This is a genomic window from Bacillus sp. ok061, assembly GCF_900108285.1.
In the GTDB taxonomy this organism is placed as follows: Bacteria; Bacillota; Bacilli; order Bacillales; family Bacillaceae_G; genus Bacillus_A; species Bacillus_A thuringiensis_S.
Genome location: NZ_FNUW01000015.1, coordinates 1 through 23004, shown reverse-complemented (window position 1 = coordinate 23004; position 23004 = coordinate 1). Strand labels below are relative to the sequence as shown.

Genomic DNA, 23004 nt, shown 5'->3' with positions numbered 1-23004 from the left:
ACTTATTTAATATAATTCCTTTTCTACAATTAATTAACTTTTCAAATGTACACCAATTCTCATGTAAGTTTTATGGATTGTTTATAGACTTTCCATTTCTATTTCACCACTTACTTCATTACCAATCTTGCTAATACCATTTTCAACTAAAACTCTCAGTCTAAGTTCAATTACTCTGTCTTTTTTATACAAAAACCAAAATAGAAATATATATTAAAAAAACACATTCCTTAATTATTTTAATACTACTATTTGTTTTCTAAGCTAAACTTTTTATTCTTCAATCCACTCTTTCTCTTCAGATTCTCATTAGAACCTTGTATACTCTTGATGTAACTATGTATTCCTCAAACGTATTATTATGTACTTATAACATTTTCATCATAAATTTTAGGGTTTTATGGAAAATTTTATATATTTTTCTTATACACTAAAATATGTCATAATCTTTATATAAGTAATTAAAATAAAAAAGAGCCCTAATGGCTCTTTTTTACATCAATTCCATTGAGTACAATTAATAAACTTCCATGTAGATAAATTAAACTCTCCCCAATATTGATTCAAATACAGGACCTTTTTCATTATAATCTATAAATCTAAAAGATTGTGTATTTAAAAATCTTAGTTTTTTCGACATTAATCTAAAGATTTTATCATCATGTGTACTCATTACTACTTGTTTATTCAGAGATGATGACATATCCTCTAATGTAATACTTCTAAGTATATCAATAAATGATAAAATATTAACATCATCCATACTCTGAATAGGATCATCTAATAATATTGTGCTTAATCTAGTACACTTTTGTCGCAACGCTAGCGCAAAAAAGATACTAATTGCTACTACATTCATTTGCGCTGTACTAAATGTAAACGCAGGGTTTATCTCACATGCACTTTGATCTTCCTTAAAGCATTTTATTTGTAGAATATTGTTACCACTATTATTTGTACCCAATTCCAGTTTGATATTTGTAAAATATGGATGAGGATATATTCTTTTGTAAATGTTGTTAATTAATTGTCCATTCTCTTCAAGAATTTCACTATTCATTTCTTCAATTACTTTCTCAGATGATGATATAATATTTGCTAGTCGACTTATAGTTTTCAGATAATCATTTTTCTCCATTTCTAATTTTTCCTTCAAGGTATTTAATTCCCGGAATTTTTCGAAATCCTTATTCCTTACAATTGATTGCAATATTTTTTCTGACTTTTCTAACGAGACATCTAAATCTTTTCTCAGTTTATAATAATTACTTAAATTATTATTAGTTGAACTTATTCTTGAAGATAAATCAGCATTTATGTCCTTTATGTCTAAGTTAAGCAACATATGATCAAATGCCCTGACATTTTCCTCAAAATTAGCGAGCTGCCTTCTATAAGAATCTATGCTATTTAAATCTATATTTAAACTTTCAACCCTTTTATCATTTCTGTTTATATTCTGTTCAATATCAATCCATAATTCATTACTTACTTTTGAAAAACCTACTTTTTCTATAATATTTATATAATTAGATTGTAGTTGATTATTATTATCAAATTCCATTTCTATGTTTTTATAATCTGATAACGTGTTTTTAAAGTCTATTCTATACTTGGATAAGGTACTTCCTGTCTGATCCAATATTTCATCAATACGATTTTTAAACTTATCAAAATAACTATTTAGCGTTTCTATAGCATTTTGATTTTTGTTATCAATTTCTCTAATTAAGTTTGTAATTTTATCTATTGTAGTAGTATTCTGTCTAATCTCTTCACTTTCTTCGGATAATATTAAATCTATTTTCTCTAATAGAATATCCCCTGAAAACACAGTTCCACACACGGGACAACCAATATTATCTTTATGATTATGATTAGTTGTGACTATATGTTCCCTTGATATTTTTAGTATCTCTCTATACTTAACATCCACTTTTGTTAATATACCATTTTGATGTTCTAAATTATTTCGTTCTTTCTCTAACTCTAATCTCTTAGATGAATTTTTTTCAACATCTAGAGTATTTCTTGTTAAGAAACTATCGAATTCCGTGAAGTAGTTTTCCATTTCATTTAATATTAAATGAAACTCGCGTTCTGTTTTTAATGAACTATTCTTATACCATTGAGCATTTTCATTAACCAAACTCTTTAAATTGTATAATTTATCAATAACCTCTAGATTACTCGATAATATTTCCGAGATATTTCTGTTTTGTCCCTTTAAATTGCTATTGAAAATCTCTATCTCATTTATTAACTTTGTTAGAGATGATAATTCGTTTGATTTGTTTTCTAATAAAGATTTTAAATATTCTTGTTTTAATGAATGCTCTTTGTAGCCCTCGAAATTTTTAGATAAATAATCCAAATCTTGTTTTTCAATGATTACAGGAATAGCAATACGTATGTTTTCAATAGCTTGTTTATTGCTTAAATACGTCTCTTTTCTTGAATAAATTTCATCTAATCTTTTTTTGTCATTATTAAAATTATCTATAGATGAATCTATTTCTAATAATGTCGAAGAAATTTTTCTAATAAAGTCCTTAATATAACTAATTAACTGCTCATCAACTTCACTATTAGCTAAAGGTTTGATTTGTTTTATTGATACACCAGTGATCACAGTATTATTGTACTTCTCAATAATATGATTAATATATTCTTTAAGATTTGAAAATCCCTCAATATTAATACTTTGTTGATTGGATACCCTATCATTTAACACACTAATTTCTGGCGTCATCCTTGTTAATTTTTCATCAATAAATTTTATCTTATCATTTACTTCTTTTCTAATACTATCTACTTGTTTATTGAATATTTGAAACCTACTTGTGCCAAGTAACGAAGAAATTTGGTTATATCTCTCTGGTCCTTTAAGTCCTTGTACAAAGTATTTTAATTTATCTTGAGTAAGTATATGAAATTGAGAAAAAACATTTTGAAATTCTAATTTACCTTTCCAATCCTCATGAATTAACAGATCATTCAATTTGGCTATTGCTTCGGCATCATATAATTCCTGAAAATCCGGACCGTATAAAGTAACTGTAGATTTGTTAGCTCCGTAATCCGTATTTCTCTCTTCAAAATTTGTTGCTTCTCGCTTTAATATGTATTTTTTATCTTTATCTATAAACTCGATAGTAACTTTAGCAGGAAGCTCATATGGTTGATAATTTATAAAATGATTCTTACTTCTTTCTTCATTAGGTCCTTCGAAACGAAATAACTTTCCAGTAAATCCCCATTCTACTGCGTCAAAGAATGACGTTTTTCCAAAGCCATTTGAACCTGATAAAATTGTAAAGTCAGATCCATTTGTAAAATCAAATATTTTAGACTCTCTATATCCTCTAAAATGATCTACAACTATTTTTGATAATTTAACGTCTTCCATGAGCTCAGTCTCCTTTAAGTCTATCGATTAATTCATTTTTATGTACAAATAAATCTGAGAGTACTTTATCAGATAATATATCCTTGTTAAAAGTTACTTTTTTTCTCAATTCCTGAAAAAACTCTTCATCTGTTATTAAATTACTCAACTTATCTAATTGATAAAAATTTGATGTTAATGGCAGCTTAAAATTAAAATTATCAATACATTCTTGTTCTGTTCGAGCTTTTATAACATATTTTTTACAACAAAATCTATCTTTCTCTATATTATAGTATTCATCAATACCGAATTCATCCTCACCTATATAAATTAAAAGATAATATATATCCCATCTAATATCATTCCTAGGAAACAATTCACTTTGCATGTAAAGAGCAATATCTTGATCCTGTGCAAGTTCCCACTCAGCAAATAATTCATGCTTATTTTCAAAAACCTTACATGCAAAAATATATTTCTCTTTATTAGAGTCTATATAGTAACAATCAATATGTTCACATCTTGAATCAATAGTTTTTTCCATATCAAATTTATTAAAAAAATTATCAATACTTGAGTATATTTCAGACGCATTCAACACGATCCCCACCTAATACTTTATTTAGTTGCTCTATGAGTTCCTCAATTGTTTCCTTAGTTTGAAAATTAAATGCAAACTCACAGTGATAATTAAATGTATACTTATTTTTTAAATTACTAAATTCTTCTTTTCCTTCTGCAGTTTCAATGTTGACATCAGATATTTCTGAAATTATATACTTGAAATCTATTTTTGCAGAACCTAAACCTTGTAAACAATTCTGGGCTGCTACATTACCAATAATTACATCTCTTATTTTTTCTATATCTACATTCGTTCCATTGAAATATTTTAATAACTTTAAAATTACTACATTATATTCAATTCTTTCAGTTGTATGAAGATATGCTAAGTGTTTATTCTCATCTATTATAACTGCTTGACCTTGGTTATTAACTAACTTTAAATCAGGATATATAAATGAAATTAAACTTATATTAATAATAATATTTTTTATAACCTCTTTGTTCTCCATAAACTTAATATCTTGAGGATCCTGAAAGATATTAAGAAAAGGTACCTTAATGCTACAAATAACTTTCTTAAACTCTTCTTCTCCCATATCTCTTACTTGCTTTAAGATAATTTCTACTTTATGTATAAGTTGTTGTTTAATATTTTTTGATCTAATTCCATCTATATTAATTATTTCGTTATATATAATTCCCAAGAATTCCGGAAAGGGCAAATCTCTAGACTTTAGCATCTTTTCAACTTCTGAAATTGGAACTACTTTATTAATTGTAAAAAACTTATCAACTAAATAATCATACTTTTCAATAAATCTATTTAAATCCGCTGCTATTATTTTTTCTATTTTAATATTTTGTAAGATGCTTATTAACTGTGGCTTAATATCCTCTAATACTAAATCTTCAAATCTCTTATAACTAGATAACACTTCTGATATCCAACTATCTAATTTACCCTCACTTTCAATATTTTTATTAAAATTATCCAACAAAGTAATAGCTGGTCCTGTAAAATCTGTTGATACTGCATAGTAATATGTAAAGTTATTAAGATCTGTAATGATAGAGTTATCCAAAATATAATGTATAGTGAATTTTATTATTTCTTTTGCTACTTGAGGTTTATCTAATTTATCTCCATATCTTTTACATTGAATAACCCCCGTATATGCTTCATCTAATTGGAGAGTACAATCCCGCCCCTGTTCTCCTACCCCTGGCATTAAAGTAATGCGATTATGTCTAGTTTTATAAATCGGTGAGGATACAATTTCTTCCTTAAAGATATAATAAATAAGTATCTCAAATAACCTATCCTCAATTTTCTCAAATGGATAACCGTCTTCACTATTATACGCTTTAGGTTTAGAATTCAAGCTCATTTCAGTGGACATTTGGTCTTCTGTAATTATTCGCTTCATTATTTACACTCCATATATTTATTCTTATGCCTTAATTATATATTTTTTTCCAGATTCGTTCATTACTTTTAAAAAAACCTTTTTATACCACGCTCTAATTATATGGAATATTATTGAAGAGGAAAAAGAATGCATCTTCGACTTCTGTCCTTCAAAATCTTCCATCTCATAATCAAATCGATTTTGAATATTCTTTAGCAGACACCTCATCTAAGTGAAGATGATCCTGATCAACCTTAACTTGTTTCATAACACAGCGCATTGTTTTTCAAGGAAGCCCGTTCTGCTTTTAATTTCATAAAGAATTCTAGGAGTACTTGTACTTCTTTTAATAATGTCATGGTTGTTATTTTGTATATTTGAACACCATATCCTACCGGGTGAGGTATCCATTTTTTCCATATAGTTCAAAAAATACATACCTATCATTACAATTACTACTATTTTACCAAACTATGTATAAAAGAAAAATCATACACCATACCGTATGATTTAATAATTCTTATTATTCCCTACCAAATCCCTATACTCCTGACTACTCTCCTCAAGAAATATCATACTCTCCCCACTCCCCTTATAAAAACTCTCCCAACCCCGCTCTCTCAAAATCCCCTTCCAACTATCACTCTCCACCATCCTCTTAATCACACCATCCCAATAAGCAACCTCTTCCTCTGTCATATCTTTCGGGCCCATAATTCCTTTCCAGTGCTGGAATATGACGTCGATTCCTTGTTCTTTCCACGTTGGGATTTCTGGTAGTCGGTCTAGTCGTTTTGGTGCGGATACGGCTAGTATTTTTATTTTGCCGGCTTTGTATTGTTTTTCGGCTTCTGATAGGGTCATGGTTGCGGCGCTAATTTGTTTGTTCGTTAGGGCGTTTATGATTTTTTCTTTATTTTCGTAGACGAAGAATTGTAGTTCGGCTGGGTTTATGCCGAATGCTTTGCTTACTTGTACGAAGGATAAGTGATCGTCGTTTCCTAGGCCTGGTGCAACGCCGATTTTGAAGTTTTTCTTGTTTTGTTTTAGTTGTTCCATTAGTTGTTTTGCAGTTTCTATGTTTGATTCTTTTGATACGACAACGACTTCCCAGTCCGATGCTAGTGTCGCGAGTGGTGTGAAGTCTTTATATGTTAGTTTACTGTGACCTAGTAGGTTGTTCGTTATGAGTAAGCTTGAGTTAATCGCCAGTACGTGACCGCCTTTTTGTTTCGTATATTTCCATCCGACATCACCGCTGCCACCTACTTTGTTTGTGACTGTGATTGGTTTGGTGAAGATTTTTTCTTCTGTCAGTGTTTTTTGCATCGCTCGTGCTGTTAAGTCCCATCCTGCTCCTTGAACGTTTGGCGCAACGATTTCTACTTTGTCGATGTTCACTTTATTCGTATGGGATTTTTCCGAGGAACAACCAGCTATTACTCCTATCATGATCCATATACATAGTAATAATCGTTTTTTCATAGCCCTCGTCCTATTCGGTATTTTCGTTCTGGTCGTCCGATAATGCCGTATGTGTACTCTACTGTGCATTCATTTGTCACTACTAAGTATTCTAAATATCTTCTTGCGGTTGTTCTGGAGGCCCCCATTTGTTCTCCCATTTCTTCTATTGTAATGCCCTCTTCGAATCCTTTTATAATCCCTTTCACTTTTTGCAGTGTTAACGGATCTACACCTGTCGGTAAGTTTTTCATGTCTTGTATTTGCGAAGTGCCGAAGAAGTTATCGATGAGTGCTTGATTTACTTCATTGTTACTATGTAATAGTTGCTTCTTTCTTTTATAGTCTTCAATTGTACGAACAAATTTTTCTAACGTGACCGGTTTTATAAGATAGTTGCTTACGCCGTTTCGAATTGCTTTTTCTAGCATATGGTTTTCATTTGTCGCAGTAACCATAATGACGTCAACGTTTGGAAAGTCAGCATGGATTTTCGGTAATAGTTCCGTTCCGATTCCATCTGGTAAGTAATTATCTAATAGAAGCAAATCGATTTCTTCTCTTTGTAGTAGTTCCATCGTTTCTTTCGCGTTCAATGCTTTTCCAATCACTTTTACGTCCTTTATTTTTAATAAAAACTCTTCCTGAATTTGCGCGACGCGGAAATCATCTTCTGCAATTGCAACCTTCAACATATGTCCATCCCCCTGTTTGTCATGTACTTTCTCTCAATGTTTTCGGAAGGTAAATTGTAAAAATCGCTCCCCCATTTTTCTCGTTTTGAATTTCAATTGTTCCTCCTAGTAGATCTACCATTTCTTTTACGTTTGCTAGTCCGTAACCACGATTATTTCCTTTCGTTGAAAATCCTTTTTGAAAAATGGTCGTAATTTTTTCTGCCGGTATCCCTGCTCCACTATCTATCACTTCAAACACAATATCGTGCCCAATATCCGTAACGAAGAAGGAAACATTCTTTTCCTCTTGCTCACTCACCGCATCAAACGCATTGTCAATTATATTTCCAAGGATCGTAATAAGGTGCGAAACTTTTATATGGTCTGGTAACGGATGAAGCACACTATCTCCTTCAATATGAAAATTAATTTTCTTCTCAGACGCCGTTCCGATTTTTCCTAATAAAATTGCTTGTACTTTTGCATCATGAATTTGATGGAATAAAATATGATTTTGGCTTTGATGAATATTAGATTCTTGCTGAATAAATTCAATCGCTTCTTTGTAATGTCCTAACTGAAGTAATCCTGATAAGACGAAAAGTTTATTTGTAAATTCATGCGTTTGAGCACGTAAATCCTCGGAATACTTTCTTACCTCAGATATCGTATTCACTAAGTTTTGCAGTTCTGTTTTATCTCTAAAACTACATACAACTCCTACCGTACTGTTATTTTCGAGTATCGGTGTCATGTTTAAAATAAACACTTTATCTTGAAACGCGATTTCTTGATCCGTTTCTAACACTCTCTCCATATTAAATTCCGGTAAAACTTTTGAAATGTGTTGCTGCATATAATCACCATTTACATGAAGCATCTCTTCTGCCGACGTATTCATCATCGTAATAAAACCATTTTGATCAATAGCGATAATTCCTTCTTTTATAGATAGTAGTATTGCGCTTCGTTCCCTGTATAGCGCTGCGATTTCATTCGGCTCTAAACCGAGTGTATCTTTCCGAATGCTACGTGCTAAAAGAATGCCGCCAACAATGCCGGCTACTAATACCGCTAAGGAAAAGAGTATAATTTCTTTCGTTCTGCTCAGTATGTTAGATTCAATACCTTTTATTAAAAACTCTACTGTCACAACGCCTACTACTTGATCGTAGTCTCCGTTATGAACAATAATCGGCGCCTTCGCCATTAAAGCAGGACCACTTTCTCCATTTCCTTCGAGCGTATAATATCCACCAAAAGTGAGTGCTTCATAGTTATATGGATTGTTACTCTTTGTGCCAATCAACTCCGAATTAGAATGGGAATACATAACCCCAAAGCGATCTTCTATAATTACATAATCTGCGCCAGCTTGCTCACGAACTTGTTCCGCAATGGATTGAATCGTATTTTTATGCTCGTTATTTTGAAAAGCATCTTTTATAGCTGGCATAAAAGAAAGCGACTTCGCTGTTTGCAGTGCTAGCTGCTCCACTTGATGCTTCGTATCAACGGACTGAATGTACACAAATATTCCCGCTAATAGGAGAACGACAAATAAAATTAACGCGATAATTAAGCTTACTATTTTCGTTTGTAATGACACTTTGCGTGATTTCTTCATACTTCATATCCTTTGATAAAATATTCAAAACTATCAATCTCCTTTTTTCTATTATTATGACAAAACGAATAATGAAGCAACTTTTAAAACTCTCCATGTACATAAAGTACAAAAAGAATAAAATTGTCGTAATATTGAGATTTTATTCTACAGACAGTACAATTCAACTATAATGAACACGCTTTCATAATTATCGTTTTATTTATAAGCAAGAGGAGGAATGATTATGGCTCAAGCAAAATCTAATCGAGTCGCGGGCAATATTTTCAAAGGTTCTGTCGGCAATTTAATTGAATGGTATGACTGGTACGTTTACTCTGCTTTCGCTGTTTACTTCTCAGCAGAGTTCTTTCCTAAAGGAGATCCAACGAGTCAGTTACTCAACACAGCAGCTATTTTCGCAGTTGGGTTTTTAATGCGCCCTATCGGAAGTTTATTAATGGGACGCTATGCGGATCGGCACGGACGCCGGGCAGCATTAACGCTTTCGATTACGGTTATGGCCGGTGGTTCTTTAATTATCGCCTGTACCCCTAGTTACGAAAGCATCGGTATTATGGCGCCAATTATTTTAGTTCTTGCCCGTTTACTACAAGGATTATCACTCGGCGGAGAGTACGGAACTTCTGCCACATATTTATCTGAAATGGCTAGTAGTGGGCGCCGCGGCTTTTATTCAAGCTTCCAATATGTAACGCTCGTTGCCGGGCAAATGGTTGCGTTAGGCGTTCAAATTGTTCTTCAGCAATTGCTAAGCGAACCCGATATGAAAGCTTGGGGCTGGCGCATTCCGTTCATTATTGGAGCGATGGGCGCAGTAGCTGTATTATGGCTTCGCCGCACGATGGATGAATCGGAGCAGTTCGCAAACATAAAATCACAAAAACGCGAAAGTGCAGGAACTGTTCGCGCTCTTATGAAACACCCAAAAGCAGTATTAACAGTAGTCGGCCTAACATTAGGAGGCACTGTTGCATTTTATACGTACACAACATATTTACAAAAGTTCATGGTAAACACAGTCGGTCTTCCGAAAGAAGTTGTAAGCTGGATTAACTTTGTCGCACTACTTATTTTCGTCGTACTTCAACCAATTGCAGGGCTACTATCCGATAAAATCGGACGCCGCCCACTATTAATGGCATTCGGTATTCTCGGAACATTACTAACGTCACCAATCTTCTTCTTCATGGAAAAAACGACTGAACCAATCGTAGCATTTTTACTCATGATGGTCGGTCTCATTATCGTTACTGGTTACACATCCATTAACGCAATTGTAAAAGCAGAACTCTTCCCAACTGAAATTCGCGCACTTGGCGTAGGTTTACCATATGCACTAACAGTTGCGATATTCGGCGGAACAGCTGAGTTCATCGCATTATGGCTAAAAAGTATCGGAATGGAGTCACTATTCTATTTCTACGTAGCTGGATGTATCGCGATAAGCTTTATTACGTATTGGCGTATGGATGAGTCATCGAAGACTTCGCAGATTGAGGCGGAGCTTGGTGGGGATAAATTAGTTAACAATAAATCTAGTTAAAATTATGTATTCTATTATCTTCGTTTATCTGAAAAAGCATAATTCATTAATATGCAATTTAAAAACCTCTACTTATATGTAGAGGTTTTTGTATGACGAAAAAACACGTAGTTCCATTGTTATTTTAAAAACCCCAAATTTGTTCCTCATCTTAAAGTGGAACAAATTTATTACTTAGAGTGTCTAATAAGTGTATTTCTAATATGAGTTGTCCAGATTGGATACAACATATCCCGTTTGACATCTATTTTTATGTATTACAAAAAAATGAAAGGACTTATTATTTCCAAAAGTAAAAACATGTATTGTAATACTTTCACAGGTGAACCATTACAAGTGGAAACAAAAAAGAAATAACGCAAACTGTGACTTATCAATCATATAAAGTGAAACTTTAATCAGCGGGGGTCTTACTGCCCGGCAAATAGCGGGATAAACGTTTTGGATGTCCTTTAACCTGTGAAAATTTAGCTGCAGTAGTATTGTTACCCTATGCCATCTTTAATTGCATTGGTATTTAGAATACCTAGACAAAATCCATATATTCTTGAAAGAGGTTGAAAATTTATGTTCGTTTTAAACAAGTTCTTTAACATTTTACATTACAAAAAGATTGTGCCTGTAGTATTACTTTCATGTGTATCACTTATAGGATGTTCCAATAGTAACACTCAATCTGAACCACCTAAACAAACGAATCAAGCTAATCAAATTAAACAAGAAAATACAGGTAACCAATCTTTTGCTAAACTTGAAAAAGAATATGATGCTAAGCTTGGTATTTATGCACTGGACACAGGTACGAATCAAACTATTGCTTATCATTCAGATGATCGTTTTGCGTTTGCATCTACATCTAAATCATTAGCTGTGGGCGCTCTTTTACGCAAGAACTCATTAGAAGCTCTTGATCAAAGGATTACGTATACTCATGAAGATCTTTCTAATTATAATCCAATTACTGAAAAGCATGTTGATACAGGAATGACGTTAAAAGAACTCGCAGATGCTTCTGTTCGATATAGTGACAGCACAGCACATAATTTGATTCTTAAACAGTTAGGGGGGCCCTCTGAATTTGAAAAAATCTTGAGAGAAATGGGAGATACTGTTACTACTTCAGAACGATTTGAACCTGAATTAAATGAAGTGCATCCAGGAGAAACACATGATACCAGTACACCAGAAGCGATAGCTAAGACACTTCAATCATTTACATTAGGAACTGCACTTCCAATAGAAAAACGTGAACTATTAGTAGATTGGATGAAGCGAAATACAACTGGAGATAAATTGATTCGTGCGGGCGTACCACAAGGATGGGAAGTAGCTGATAAAACAGGCGCGGGATCTTACGGAACAAGAAATGATATCGCAATTATTTGGCCACCAAATAAAAATCCGATTGTTCTTGCTATACTTTCTAATCATGATAAAGAAGATGCTAAATACGATGATAAACTTATTGCAGATGCAACCAAAGTCGTGTTAAATACCTTAAAAGCTACGGAATAAATGATAATAGGTTAAAAGTTTTCTATTTTAGGCGGTGTTTTCTCTAGTAGGAGTTGCACCGTATTTTCATCAACTAAAAATTTAATAGTGCCCCAAAAATGAAATTTGGTGCTACCCCTAAAACATCTAGACTGTAATAGCCAATAAAAAATGCAAACCAAACGCCCCTTAATCAGTCGTTTGGTTTGCATTTCCTTTTTCTAAAACCACAGAAAAGATAAGTACTATAGTTAACAGCATAATAAACCTTACTTCACTTCCATCACTTACAAAAAATGAATACAAAGTATATATTAAAATTAATATTCCATAAATAATTTTGTGCAATGTACTCCCTCCTTTTTGCCGTATATATTTTAGTATAAAAGTTTGATTCAAGTCCTATATCCAAATGAAAATAAAAATCACCTGTGATATACACAAAGTGCTTTTCTCTTGTCAATTTATCTATTTTCACTATATTTATCTATTTTCTTTTTATAACTCAAATTTCTTCGAATCGTACTTTTCTAGAGTTTGCTGCAATTCATTTTGTTCATATGGAATATGTTGATCTGCCTGTACATCTTCAACATTTTCTCCACCTGTTAATAATCTCCTGTACTTAAAAGAGTGCCCTGTTAATACTGTTTTAATCATTTTATATTGCCCTCCTTTTGTTTGATTACTTGTATCATAAAACAAGTATCTGAAGTTGATATGTAGTTTATCTAGAGTGTATGTAAATTCAAAAAATCTCTAATAAAATGTTTATGTTGTAACGTTACCATCAAAACTAGTGCTTCAAACACCATGATTTGAAGAGACAGTAACCCATATTCTAGCTTGAATTCCCGCTACAGTTCTATATTGAGTAAAACCAGTTGATCCCTATAATATAAAAAGAGCACCACTTTTTGGATGCTCTTCGTTATAACTATATAGTATTTAATTCCCTTCTTTTGTTGGTACCATTTTTCCTTCTCGAGAGTCTGTACCTTCTGTTCTTTCAACAGTTTTTGCATGTTCTGGTTTTTCAGGGGCTCCCATTTCAAATCCAGGTTGAAAATCTGTACCTTCTTTTGTTGGTACCATTTTTCCTTCTTGAGAGCCTGTACCTTCTGTTCTTTCAACAGTTTTTGCATGTTCTTTAGGAGTTGCTGGCACTGCATCTTTAGGTAAATCAAAGTTTTGTGAGAAAGACGTTGTTCCATCTGCACTTTGTGTAATTACTTGATTTGAACTATTTTCATTTGACTTTAAATTATCCATTTTCGCATCATCTGCACCTACTGCACCTCCCGCTACCAATCCTGTACTTAAAAGTGCTCCTGCTAATAATGTTTTAATCATTTTTCATTACCTCCTGTTTATTTGTAATATTCATCAAAAAAGTATCTAGAGTTAATGTTTTAGTCATTATCTTTATCTACTTGCTTTTTGATTACATTTAGCATAAGACAAGAATCTATAGTTGATATGGACTGTATCTGGAGATTATGTAAAGAAAAATAGATGATCCATTGTATATCCTAATGGATGCTTAAACAAGATTGAAACTTTATATGAATTTGAATAATTGAGTTCCCCTTTGTTTTTGGGTGTGAGGTTTTTAGCTGGAGTGAAGTGAGGGACTAACCTTTTCTAATATGAAAGCAAACTTTTTATTATTAGTTTACATTCGAATCTGTAAAAATATTGACTGCATCCCAATTCCCCTGATATCCTCAAATTTAGCAAGAAAAGTATACATTCAAAGCGTTGTAAACAAAGAAATAGAAGGTAAATAATCAAAAAAACATCTCATTAGGATTCAGCTGAAATACATGTAATTTTAGATTAAAGTCTGTATTTTTTTCCATTATCAGATTGCAAAGTAACAAAAATGTACAGTATTGTTACTTTGCAAATAATCCTTAGCATGGATTTTATGTTAGTACATTGGCTGTACCCCTAATTAAAAAGATGGACAATCTTTTCTTTCTTTTTCAGATGACTTTACTAGCTGGTTAGATGGTAAAGGTTGGCACTGGGATTATATTTAAGTACACAATAGCAACAGAAAAACATACTATGTAACAGCAAATGACGCTTATGTACGTGTGAAGTAATACTAAGAATCCCCTTTATCTAATAGGATTCTTAGTATTACATTAATTTGAAGTTTAAATAACGATGTCTTGATAACCAACTTCTACAACTTGCTCATTTTCAAATTTCACCCCGACACCGTCCTCTTCCCAAGTACAATTGAATATTAATCCAACTCTTCTAATTCCGTCTTCAAAATCTGGTAATATAATTAACCCAACAGGTTCCACCAATTTTCCTAGTTCTTGAATGGTTGTTATAATCGGCGCTATTTTATCAGCAGATTCATCACCTACCATATCTCTATATTCCATATATTCTTCTTTATAATACTCGAATATTGCTTGTTCAGCTTCTTTTGTAAGTTTGTTTATATCAGTAATGAACTTCCTATATGCTTCTTCTTGAACTTTAGGAATTAAATCATCTTCTTCTCCATCAATAGTTAAAGAAACTATTTTTTCCTGCCCAAAAATAGTTATCTTTTGTTGTCCGCTCCAATATAAATCGTGAACAATTTCACCAAATAATTCATGGTTTATTTTTTTCATGATTTTATTCTCCTAATTTTTTTCTTGATAACCAATTACGCCATATTTCCCCGAATAAAAAAACATAAACTCATGTTAAACTTTTCTTATTCTTTAGGAACACAGTTATTACATTTCCATTCTTATCAATAACTACTCTCAAATTGTTAATAAGCCTTCAATTAACTGTAACACCAATAGATTCTTTGAAAGTTTTTTCGTAACAAATAGTATGATTATAAATTTTAAAAATAAATGTTATAGTCAATCAAAATAAAAGGCGTGAGCTATTGGGCTCACGCTTAAGAAGAATTTTAATTTAAATGTTTTTATAAAAGTTGATTTTTTAGTTATTATTTTTATACATTTTTTGTGCTTGTCCCCAAACCTCAATTAAATTTCTAAGTTCATAAGAAGCAAATAAATTATTAAAGTGTTGTAACCCCTACTATAAGAAATACTATTATTACCAAAGGAAGAATGATAATCATAAAGGACACTATTATTGTTAATAATGCTTTCCATGCTGAAAATTGTTGTGCTTCTCCTAAACATTTTAAGGAAATAATGATTGTCCAAATTGCAATAACTATATCAATTATGGCAAAAATAAGAAACAAAATCGTTAAAGTTATGCTACTATCCATTTCCGGTGTCTCACTCGTAAAATTTTCTATCCCAAACAAGAAAAATGAAGGCATCCAAACTAATATAAGAGAATAAACGTAAGGGATATAAGAATAGGCAACTGAGTAACGTGTTTTTTCAAAGGTACCTTGTCCACCAAGTTTTTTTGCCACCCAATTAAATAACGCTGGTAGCAAAAAATAATAAATTAAGAAAGCAACGAAGGTACCGAATATAACTATTGAGATTATTGAAAATGGACTATTTATTGAATCCGCCATATTTTTAGAAGATGCTCGATCTAAAGTCTGTACGAATGAGCCTAATAAAATGAGTAAAAACACATTCTTAGGTTTGGATATAAAAATTTCTTTCATTGTATCACGTGGTTTTGTCCAAATGGAGAACCAAGGATTAAGTGCACGCTTAAATTGATTTTCTGGAGTTTCCATATAAAAAAATATTCCCCTTTCTTAAAACATATTAAATACAATTTCCTAATCATTCCAGTTATGTACATAGAAATATTAAAGCATAAATAGACGGTTATTTAAATATAAATATTCAATCATTTAATTTCATCTGAAACTTAGGAGGAGTGCTTCTTAGCAATTACCTCTATATTGTCTTGCATTTTTAACTATGGGCTGAGTAGTTACTTTCATTTTGAGTACCTCACATTCTTTAATACATTGGATAAACAGTTATAATTTTATCATCCTATTAAAGAAGGGTTATTTTTAACGCTTCCTCAAGCATTGTATTAAAATCATTATATGTGTTCATTACCGTACCAGATGGTTTATCAAGTTCTAAATAAGTACCTTCAGATATGTTTTTACAAAACCACACAATATTTGAATCCCCAAAGAAAAGATACTCTTTTTGAAATTCATTTTCATACCAAATCTCATTGGTTTCTATAAGCCCGCAAATTGATTCGTCCCTTTCTGTATCTAACAAATAAGAGTCAACTCCATAAAGTACTAGCCCGTTAAAATCTAATCCATTTACAGTTTTAAGAAACTCCTCATATTCACTCGGTAGGTCAACATTAAAATTCTTTTTCATGCGTTCTCTTAATTTCTTAACTTCACTATCTGTTGCTGGTGTATTCAGTTTATCATTAAAACTTTTCTCTATTTTTTCAATTTCTAAAATTAGATTTTTCCACATATAAATTTCACCATTGCTTCAGCTTGAATCAGTTCAAAAATTTCTTTTTCATTTCCCTCATAATTGTTTAACATTCTTAGAATTCCTAAAACCTTTGCATCCATGTCACTAACTCCTATCAATTATTTTAGGACTTTCTTTTACATGTCCGCTTTTGAATCCCATACCTCTACAAATTCAAAGCCTTTTAAATCACTCTCTAAAACTGCATTTCTAAATTCGTCAGACACTAAAACAGTAGAAGAGTGTAATCTTTGATTTAAATAGGTTTTAAATATTATCTGCCCTTCAACTATATTAGGCAAAAATGCGTATTTTTCGAAACCTATTATTAATCCTGTACTTAGTTTTTCAAAAACTGCTTTATTGTAGTCAATTGCATCAATTGTATTTAAAACGTTTATTAGGTAATAAACTTCACCTGTAACATCATGGGTTAGCGGAAGGAACTCAACATTATTACAAATTAGAGGTTCTAATACCTCTTTTGCTTTTCTACTAACCATTGGCGTGTCAAGTTCCCCCCAGAACATAGGACAATCACTATGGTTATCTCCTTCTACACATTCAACAAGAATTTCTCCCCATGAATCAGATAGCTTTATTGCCAAATCAATTTTTTCATCGAAATATTTTTTACGGTCTTCTTTCAAATTTAATAGTTGAAAAGATTTATAGTTATCAAATAAACTTTTTAATTGCCAAATTTTCATCTTTTTTCTCCTTTACTATTTTTCTAGCATAAATAAAATTATTCCTTCTTCGGTTTATTTAATTTTAATTTACCATTTACAATGGCAAAACATACTATGTAACAGCAAATGAAGCCTATGTATATGTGAGGTAGTAGGTAGCAAAAAAGCAGAACCTGATGAAAGCTGAGGTTCTGCTTTTTTATAATGTCTGTCAGCTTTTGAAAGTCAATTTAACTACATATTTGCTTCTGAATCCCATATCTCTACAAATTCAAAACCTTTTAAATCACTTTCTAAAACTGCATTTCTAAATTCATCTGCTACCAAAATATAGTTCGGGTGAATCTTTCCATTTATATACAATTTAAAAAACATTTCATTTTGAACAACACTAGGAATAAATACAAATTTTTCACAGCCTATTATTAAACCTGAACTTAATTTTTCAAATATTGTATTATTAATATCAAGTGCATCTAACACACATAAAACGTGAATAGCATAGTACTTTTCGTTTGTTGTTTTATGAATTAATGGTAAAAATTCAACATTATTGCCTACTAAGGGTTCTAATACTCCTTTAGCTTTCTCACTAATTATTTGTACACCAGATTTCCCCCAAAAAATAGGACAATCACTTTGATACCCTTCATCTATAATCTCAATAAATTTAACTGTCCAAGAATCTGACAAACTCACTGTAGAGTTAAAATCATTTTTAAAATATTTTTTGTCCTCTTCATAATTTAATAATTGAAAAGTTTGATAATCACTAGTTGAACTTTTTAATTGCCAAATCTTCATATGTATATTCTCCTTCACCATTTATTGACATATAGTTATTTCTTTGGTTCATTTAATCTTATCTTACCTTCTAATAAATCTTGTCTTATTTTGTGTAAAACTTCAGCTACATCAGCTTGAGTACCACCCATTTCCACAACACTATTTAGTCGTTCTGTTACTTCTCTTATATACTCTTTAGAATGGCTACCTATATGCAATACTTCAGTGGTCACATAATCATTCACTTTATACGGTAAAAATACCCCATTGACAGCAGCATCATGGTGTATTCCAATCTCTTTTAATAATTCCTGTACTTCCACAGCCCTACCATCATTCCAAGGTACAATATGATGTGCCGCATTAGGATACGGTGGTGGTTCAATCCCTGCTTCTTTAAGTTCTGCACGCAATTTTTGAGATGCTGTATACGAATCGGGATAATCATTTTTTACATCTACTCTATCAAGAACTTTATCTGCATATTCCTTTATTACTTCTTGAACATCTTTGACCCTACTTCTTCCACCAGTTTTGGAAAACATAAATGTATCACGGGCTTCTTGTAACATTTCAGAAGCTTTTCTCTGTGCACTTCCAAAGCCACTAGCACCTGCGAATGCAAAGCGTTCTGTCAACGGTAATTTATTCGCAACAGAAGAGATTCCTGTAGAAAACTTTGCTAGATTTACACCTTCACCGAGTGTAGTTACTTTCCCTACATTGCTTATCCCTTTATCCCCAATCCATCCTAACCCAAATTCCATAAAAATACTTGTTCCCCATTTTGTACGACTTTCCGCATCACCATGCCAAACATCATTCATAAATGAATCCGAAAAAGTATTACACATAGTATATGCCGTCTCTAGAGGGTGACCTATAGCATACTTAATATTTTCTTTTGTTACTGTATCGTCTAATGAATCAAACCCTTCTACAATACCTCCAATAACTTGCCCAGAACCAACGTATATACCATCCCAAATTTTTCTGAGCATAGATTTTTCAGTGGGGTTATCATACATTGTACCTTCTTCGATATTATCATCTGATAAATTATTATTTACAAAATTGTCCGCTTCGCGTGCCTTAGCTTCTGTCATTTTTTGAATGGAAGTCGTCCAGTTCATATTCAACCCCTGTGTACTAAATGTACCACTTACGGGACTAAAACCTTTTCCACTTTGGACTTCCGCTAAACCCATCGCAATGTTAGCGACTAGTTGGAGGGCAGTATCATAATTACTACTAGAAGTATAATTAAATTCATATAGATGTTCTAGTTTTTCATGCAGTTTTTGCCTCATGACAGTAAAAAGATTTACCATAGCGTCCATACCTGGGATTGGCATAGCTTGACTGATGGCTTCCATACTTGCTTTCATTCGGTCAATTTCTCGAATTTGTTCTAATATTTCTTGTTCAATTACATCTGTGGAAGCGACTTGTGATTGAAATTGACTTGGAAAAGCATCGTTCTGGCGAATTAACTCTTCACACAGATAAATGATTCCTTGCGCTAAAGGACGAAAGGTTTGTACAAAAAATGATTTTGCACTGCTATAAGTTTGTCCTTGTAGAACAGTATCAATTGCAAAGGCATCAATTGACTGAATGACTTGTTCCATACCTTGAATAGTAGCGTTACATACAGCATTCATACTTTGAGTTTGGCCTTGTACTTCTCCTAAATACATATTTAAGCTCATGCATTGACCTCCCTCGCTAATTGTTGTTGTTGATAGGAAAGGTCGTTTTCTAAATCACTAAGGTTTCGTCTTTCTTTAAGCAACGTTTCTTTTTGGTTTTCTAATTCAAATGTGACTTTTCGTTCAATATGTTGTGCCTCTTGATATGTATTCATAAAAAACTGAGACATTTCTCTATCACCATGCCAAGTTCCTAAAATTCGATCAAACAAACGATGGTTTCGACCTCTCCATTCATAAAAATCTGCTTCCGCTTGCTCCTGAATGTGAATCGTGGATTGATTTCGGTCTTGTTCTTCAAATACACTTCTTAACTTTTGATTTACTTGATTGATTTGTTTTTCAATATCTTGACTCATTATATTCCTCCTACTATTTTACCTTTACGTAGGTTGTCACATTAGCGAAAAGTGTTGTGAAGTTCGTTATCCATTCTCTCAAACTCTTGGGCTACTGAATGAATATTATCGACCGCTTGTTGAAAGGCAGTGGAAAATTGTTTCGTAAAATCTAACATTTGTTGATTCGCTTCTTGTACTTTGGAATTAACAGATAATGTTGTACGCGTCGCCTTTGTTATAGAACGATTTGTTGCACTTTGGATTATATTCGAAGCTGTTCTCATCTGCGTAGCAATTTGTTGTGCCGTTTGAAAATTACTTTGAAATTGTCCCATCACTCAAATCCTTTCTCTAATTTTCAGAAGATGCCAAAGAAATCCCAATAAATATATGAAAATTCCCTATTAATATCACTCTTTTTAAACGTGTGTCCAGCTAAGTTGGGCATGCAATCAAATGAGCCATACACTATAAGCTGTATGGCTCATTTGAAATGCCTGTTATATAGAGTATGACAATTTTTATTTCAAACCGAAATTACGTGATAATTCTTCATCATGAGAAGCAACAGCTTCTGCAGTTTTATTAAGCTGCATATTAATTTCTTGTAATAGCTGTGCGAAGTTTTGTACTTTTGGCTTTAATTGATTGAACTGTTGGTCAAAACCTTCAAAAGCACGACCTTCCCATTCTCCTCTTAATTCATTTTGTAAATTTTGTAGTTGACTTAAAATGTCCTCAATTTGATTTGCACCTTGTCCATATTGAGCTGCTTTCGATTTAAGCTCCTCTGGTGACATACGAATTTGTCCAGCCATTTTCATTTCCCCTTTAATACATAATGAGCAAAATATAAATTGGTTAATTTTACTAAATATATTATAATGTATTATTTTGAACTTTAAAACATTTTATCTTTCTATTGAATATTAGAATATTAATATTCAACTTTTTCTTACTTTACAAGATTTTATGCAAAAAAGACCACCAAAAGGCAGTCCCTCAAAACTCAATCCCATCCCGCGCTCCACTACTTTCTCATACAAATAATTCGCAACGATAGTATCTACTACAGCCAAACCAACTGATTTGAAAATAGTAATCTCTTCATCATTTTCGTGACCAGCTTTTCCCCCTTATAATTTAACCAATTTCGGCGTGGAGATTGCTAGTTTTATCAAAATTTGAAGATTACCTGTTTCTAGATCCTATTCAATTAAGCAATCCTACAAATGCCTCTTCTTCCTCATCTATAAAACCTACAAATATAATTCCTTCAATATCCTCATGATTAAATACAAATGTATAATCAGGATTCATGTATCCTTCTGGATAAAAACAGCCAATATAATCATACATCACAAGTTCTTTAATCCCAAGTTTTTGTTTTCTTCCATAGTTATTTATGTGAATTCAGCTCGTTTTTTTGTTTTGGGTGAAAAAATTTTTAACTTGATAGCAATGTGGTGCTGCACCTATTAGGCAAATTCGACAAAGAAAAGACACCCAAAGGTGCCTTTTTCCGACTTGAACCATCTTAATTTTATTGTGTTGTTATTATATAAGAAAAGAAGACATCGCTTAAGATGTCTTCTTTTACTTGTACACTTGTTGTTAAGAAGGTATTTATTGCTTAAAAACCATAAAAAAATATAACAATCATCGAGTAAACCTATTATAGCATCAATAAATAGAGTTTTTATATGAATTTTTACATATATATAGATTTATTTATGTTTTATCTATATAGTTAAATTGTCTGTTTCTTGTTTTAATTCGTTTGTTTATTTTGAGTGCTCCAGCAATGGAGCCTTTTTTTATGCAATAAAACATTTTCTTAGCATTACTTAGTTGATCTATATTAACTTTACCCTCTTAAATTATATCTATATTTTACCAAATAATTATATAGATAACCAGTTTTTTCTAATAATCTAGTGAATTGATAATTTTAATGTTAGTTGTTAATACCCATAGAAAAATTCATTATGCAATGAAAATTGAGAAATCAAGAATTATAAAAAACTTATAGTATCTTTTGTAAAGGTATATTTTTAATTTGTATATTAATATGTTATAATTTAATTTCTAAAACTACCAAAAAAGGACTGCCAGTAATGGTGGTCTTTTTTTATATTGATGAGATTGTACTAGGTTGAGCAAAAAAATGGAACCGAAAAAGTTATTTCTAATGAGGATAGCCTTCTTATGATGAAGTTTCATTCAGTGGATCTGCAAGCAAACATAAAAGAAGGAAAAAATTACGATTTTACTTTACGTGGATATAGAGTACCTATACTTTCATGGTTTCCAAATTTAGATGGTGCCGAATCACAAAATTAGCACTATTCTTTAATAAAAAATCCTAATCATTTTTTAATGAGTAGGATTTTTTATTAAAGAGCTATTTCTTATTAATTTGTGTCATCATTTAATATGCTATTTTAAAATATTTTCTAAATTTGATAACTTATTATCTAAATTTCCAAATTATATACAGCACTATCAATTAAACAATTATTAAATATATCTTCTATCTAAAACATCGTATTATCATTAGCTACTTCACTTGGAATCTCTTGAATTACATCCCAGTGTTCGACAATCTTTCCATCCTTGATACGAAATATATCCACTATAGCAACTCCCTTATCTTGAGAATTAGTACGAGAATGTACATGAAGAGCAACTGTATCCCCTTCAGCTACTACACGTTTAATCTCTGCAGAGGAATTAGGATTTTTAACAAAATCCTCCTTAAAGAAATCCATGAAGGCTTTTCGTCCATCAGCAACAAAAGGATTATGTTGCTTATAATCTTCGCTAACATATTTAGGGATAATATCGATATTATGTTTGTTAAAAACTTCA

At 31.9% G+C, this 23004-nt stretch carries 21 protein-coding genes and 3 pseudogenes; 2 read left to right on the top strand and 22 right to left on the bottom strand.

The window, feature by feature from the left end:
* Nucleotides 1–541 precede the first annotated feature (541 nt).
* The 7 genes and pseudogenes from C4S65_RS19335 to C4S65_RS19310 form a co-directional block, all read right to left on the bottom strand.
* Nucleotides 542–3409: an AAA family ATPase gene (locus C4S65_RS19335; RefSeq protein WP_103945398.1), complete on the bottom strand. Its 2868-nt coding sequence runs from the start codon at nt 3407–3409 to the stop codon at nt 542–544.
* Nucleotides 3410–3413: 4 nt separating this feature from the next.
* Nucleotides 3414–3989, bottom strand: a complete 576-nt coding sequence (locus C4S65_RS19330; RefSeq protein WP_103945397.1) for an ABC-three component system middle component 1 — start codon at nt 3987–3989, stop codon at nt 3414–3416.
* Nucleotides 3976–5385, bottom strand: coding sequence for a hypothetical protein (locus C4S65_RS19325; RefSeq protein ID WP_103945396.1), 1410 nt, complete (start codon nt 5383–5385; stop codon nt 3976–3978). The genes C4S65_RS19330 and C4S65_RS19325 overlap by 14 nt, the downstream gene beginning before the upstream one ends.
* A gap of 187 nt (nt 5386–5572) precedes the next feature.
* Nucleotides 5573–5765, bottom strand: a pseudogene (locus tag C4S65_RS35275) (hypothetical protein); the annotation flags it as partial.
* Nucleotides 5766–5877: 112 nt separating this feature from the next.
* Nucleotides 5878–6852: a tripartite tricarboxylate transporter substrate-binding protein gene (locus tag C4S65_RS19320; RefSeq protein WP_142391556.1), complete on the bottom strand. Its 975-nt coding sequence runs from the start codon at nt 6850–6852 to the stop codon at nt 5878–5880.
* Nucleotides 6849–7526, bottom strand: coding sequence for a response regulator (locus tag C4S65_RS19315; RefSeq protein WP_103945394.1), 678 nt, complete (start codon nt 7524–7526; stop codon nt 6849–6851). Before C4S65_RS19315 ends, C4S65_RS19320 begins: the two co-directional genes overlap by 4 nt.
* Before the next feature lie 19 nt (nt 7527–7545).
* On the bottom strand, nt 7546–9135 hold the full coding sequence (locus tag C4S65_RS19310; protein ID WP_061667768.1) for a sensor histidine kinase: 1590 nt from the start codon (nt 9133–9135) through the stop codon (nt 7546–7548).
* 226 nt (nt 9136–9361) lie between these two features.
* Between C4S65_RS19310 and C4S65_RS19305 the strand changes: the two genes are divergently transcribed.
* Nucleotides 9362–10681 (top strand): MFS transporter, encoded by a 1320-nt coding sequence (locus C4S65_RS19305; protein ID WP_103945393.1) that lies wholly within the window; start codon nt 9362–9364, stop codon nt 10679–10681.
* A gap of 567 nt (nt 10682–11248) precedes the next feature.
* Nucleotides 11249–12196 carry a class A beta-lactamase BlaIII gene (gene blaIII / locus C4S65_RS19295; protein ID WP_103945392.1) on the top strand — a complete coding sequence of 316 codons (948 nt, stop codon included), beginning with the start codon at nt 11249–11251 and terminating at the stop codon, nt 12194–12196.
* A 168-nt stretch (nt 12197–12364) separates the two neighbouring features.
* Here blaIII and C4S65_RS34475 read toward each other — a convergent pair whose 3' ends face one another.
* The 15 genes and pseudogenes from C4S65_RS34475 to C4S65_RS19215 all read right to left on the bottom strand — a co-directional run.
* Nucleotides 12365–12523, bottom strand: a complete 159-nt coding sequence (locus C4S65_RS34475) for a hypothetical protein (RefSeq protein ID WP_002093894.1) — start codon at nt 12521–12523, stop codon at nt 12365–12367.
* A gap of 150 nt (nt 12524–12673) precedes the next feature.
* Nucleotides 12674–12835 (bottom strand): hypothetical protein, encoded by a 162-nt coding sequence (locus tag C4S65_RS34470; RefSeq protein WP_179862584.1) that lies wholly within the window; start codon nt 12833–12835, stop codon nt 12674–12676.
* A gap of 288 nt (nt 12836–13123) precedes the next feature.
* Nucleotides 13124–13528: an alpha-ketoglutarate permease gene (locus C4S65_RS19290; protein WP_097960679.1), complete on the bottom strand. Its 405-nt coding sequence runs from the start codon at nt 13526–13528 to the stop codon at nt 13124–13126.
* An 812-nt stretch (nt 13529–14340) separates the two neighbouring features.
* Nucleotides 14341–14817, bottom strand: a complete 477-nt coding sequence (locus C4S65_RS19280) for a hypothetical protein (RefSeq protein WP_000723511.1) — start codon at nt 14815–14817, stop codon at nt 14341–14343.
* Nucleotides 14818–15224: 407 nt separating this feature from the next.
* On the bottom strand, nt 15225–15875 hold the full coding sequence (locus tag C4S65_RS19275; protein ID WP_098838295.1) for a Yip1 family protein: 651 nt from the start codon (nt 15873–15875) through the stop codon (nt 15225–15227).
* Between the two features lie 271 nt (nt 15876–16146).
* Nucleotides 16147–16599, bottom strand: coding sequence for a YrhA family protein (locus C4S65_RS19270; RefSeq protein ID WP_029441736.1), 453 nt, complete (start codon nt 16597–16599; stop codon nt 16147–16149).
* 140 nt (nt 16600–16739) lie between these two features.
* Nucleotides 16740–17312: a DUF1629 domain-containing protein gene (locus C4S65_RS19260; RefSeq protein ID WP_098613386.1), complete on the bottom strand. Its 573-nt coding sequence runs from the start codon at nt 17310–17312 to the stop codon at nt 16740–16742.
* 216 nt (nt 17313–17528) lie between these two features.
* Nucleotides 17529–18098: a DUF1629 domain-containing protein gene (locus tag C4S65_RS19255; RefSeq protein ID WP_070173760.1), complete on the bottom strand. Its 570-nt coding sequence runs from the start codon at nt 18096–18098 to the stop codon at nt 17529–17531.
* A 35-nt stretch (nt 18099–18133) separates the two neighbouring features.
* Nucleotides 18134–19792, bottom strand: coding sequence for an AHH domain-containing protein (locus C4S65_RS19250; protein ID WP_098838294.1), 1659 nt, complete (start codon nt 19790–19792; stop codon nt 18134–18136).
* Nucleotides 19789–20151, bottom strand: coding sequence for a DUF3958 family protein (locus tag C4S65_RS19245; protein ID WP_098838293.1), 363 nt, complete (start codon nt 20149–20151; stop codon nt 19789–19791). The genes C4S65_RS19250 and C4S65_RS19245 overlap by 4 nt, the downstream gene beginning before the upstream one ends.
* Before the next feature lie 41 nt (nt 20152–20192).
* Complete coding sequence (locus tag C4S65_RS19240) at nt 20193–20468, bottom strand: TIGR04197 family type VII secretion effector (RefSeq protein WP_141551081.1); 276 nt, start codon at nt 20466–20468, stop codon at nt 20193–20195.
* Nucleotides 20469–20654: 186 nt separating this feature from the next.
* A complete protein-coding gene (locus C4S65_RS19235; protein ID WP_000918587.1) occupies nt 20655–20951 on the bottom strand; it encodes a WXG100 family type VII secretion target in 297 nt (98 codons plus the stop codon).
* Between the two features lie 126 nt (nt 20952–21077).
* Nucleotides 21078–21257: pseudogene (locus C4S65_RS19230) on the bottom strand (hypothetical protein); the annotation flags it as partial.
* A gap of 88 nt (nt 21258–21345) precedes the next feature.
* Nucleotides 21346–21531, bottom strand: a pseudogene (locus C4S65_RS19225) (DUF4176 domain-containing protein); the annotation flags it as partial.
* 1139 nt (nt 21532–22670) lie between these two features.
* The coding region (locus C4S65_RS19215) for an ester cyclase (protein WP_103945391.1) at nt 22671–23004 on the bottom strand (334 nt) is incomplete at its 5' end.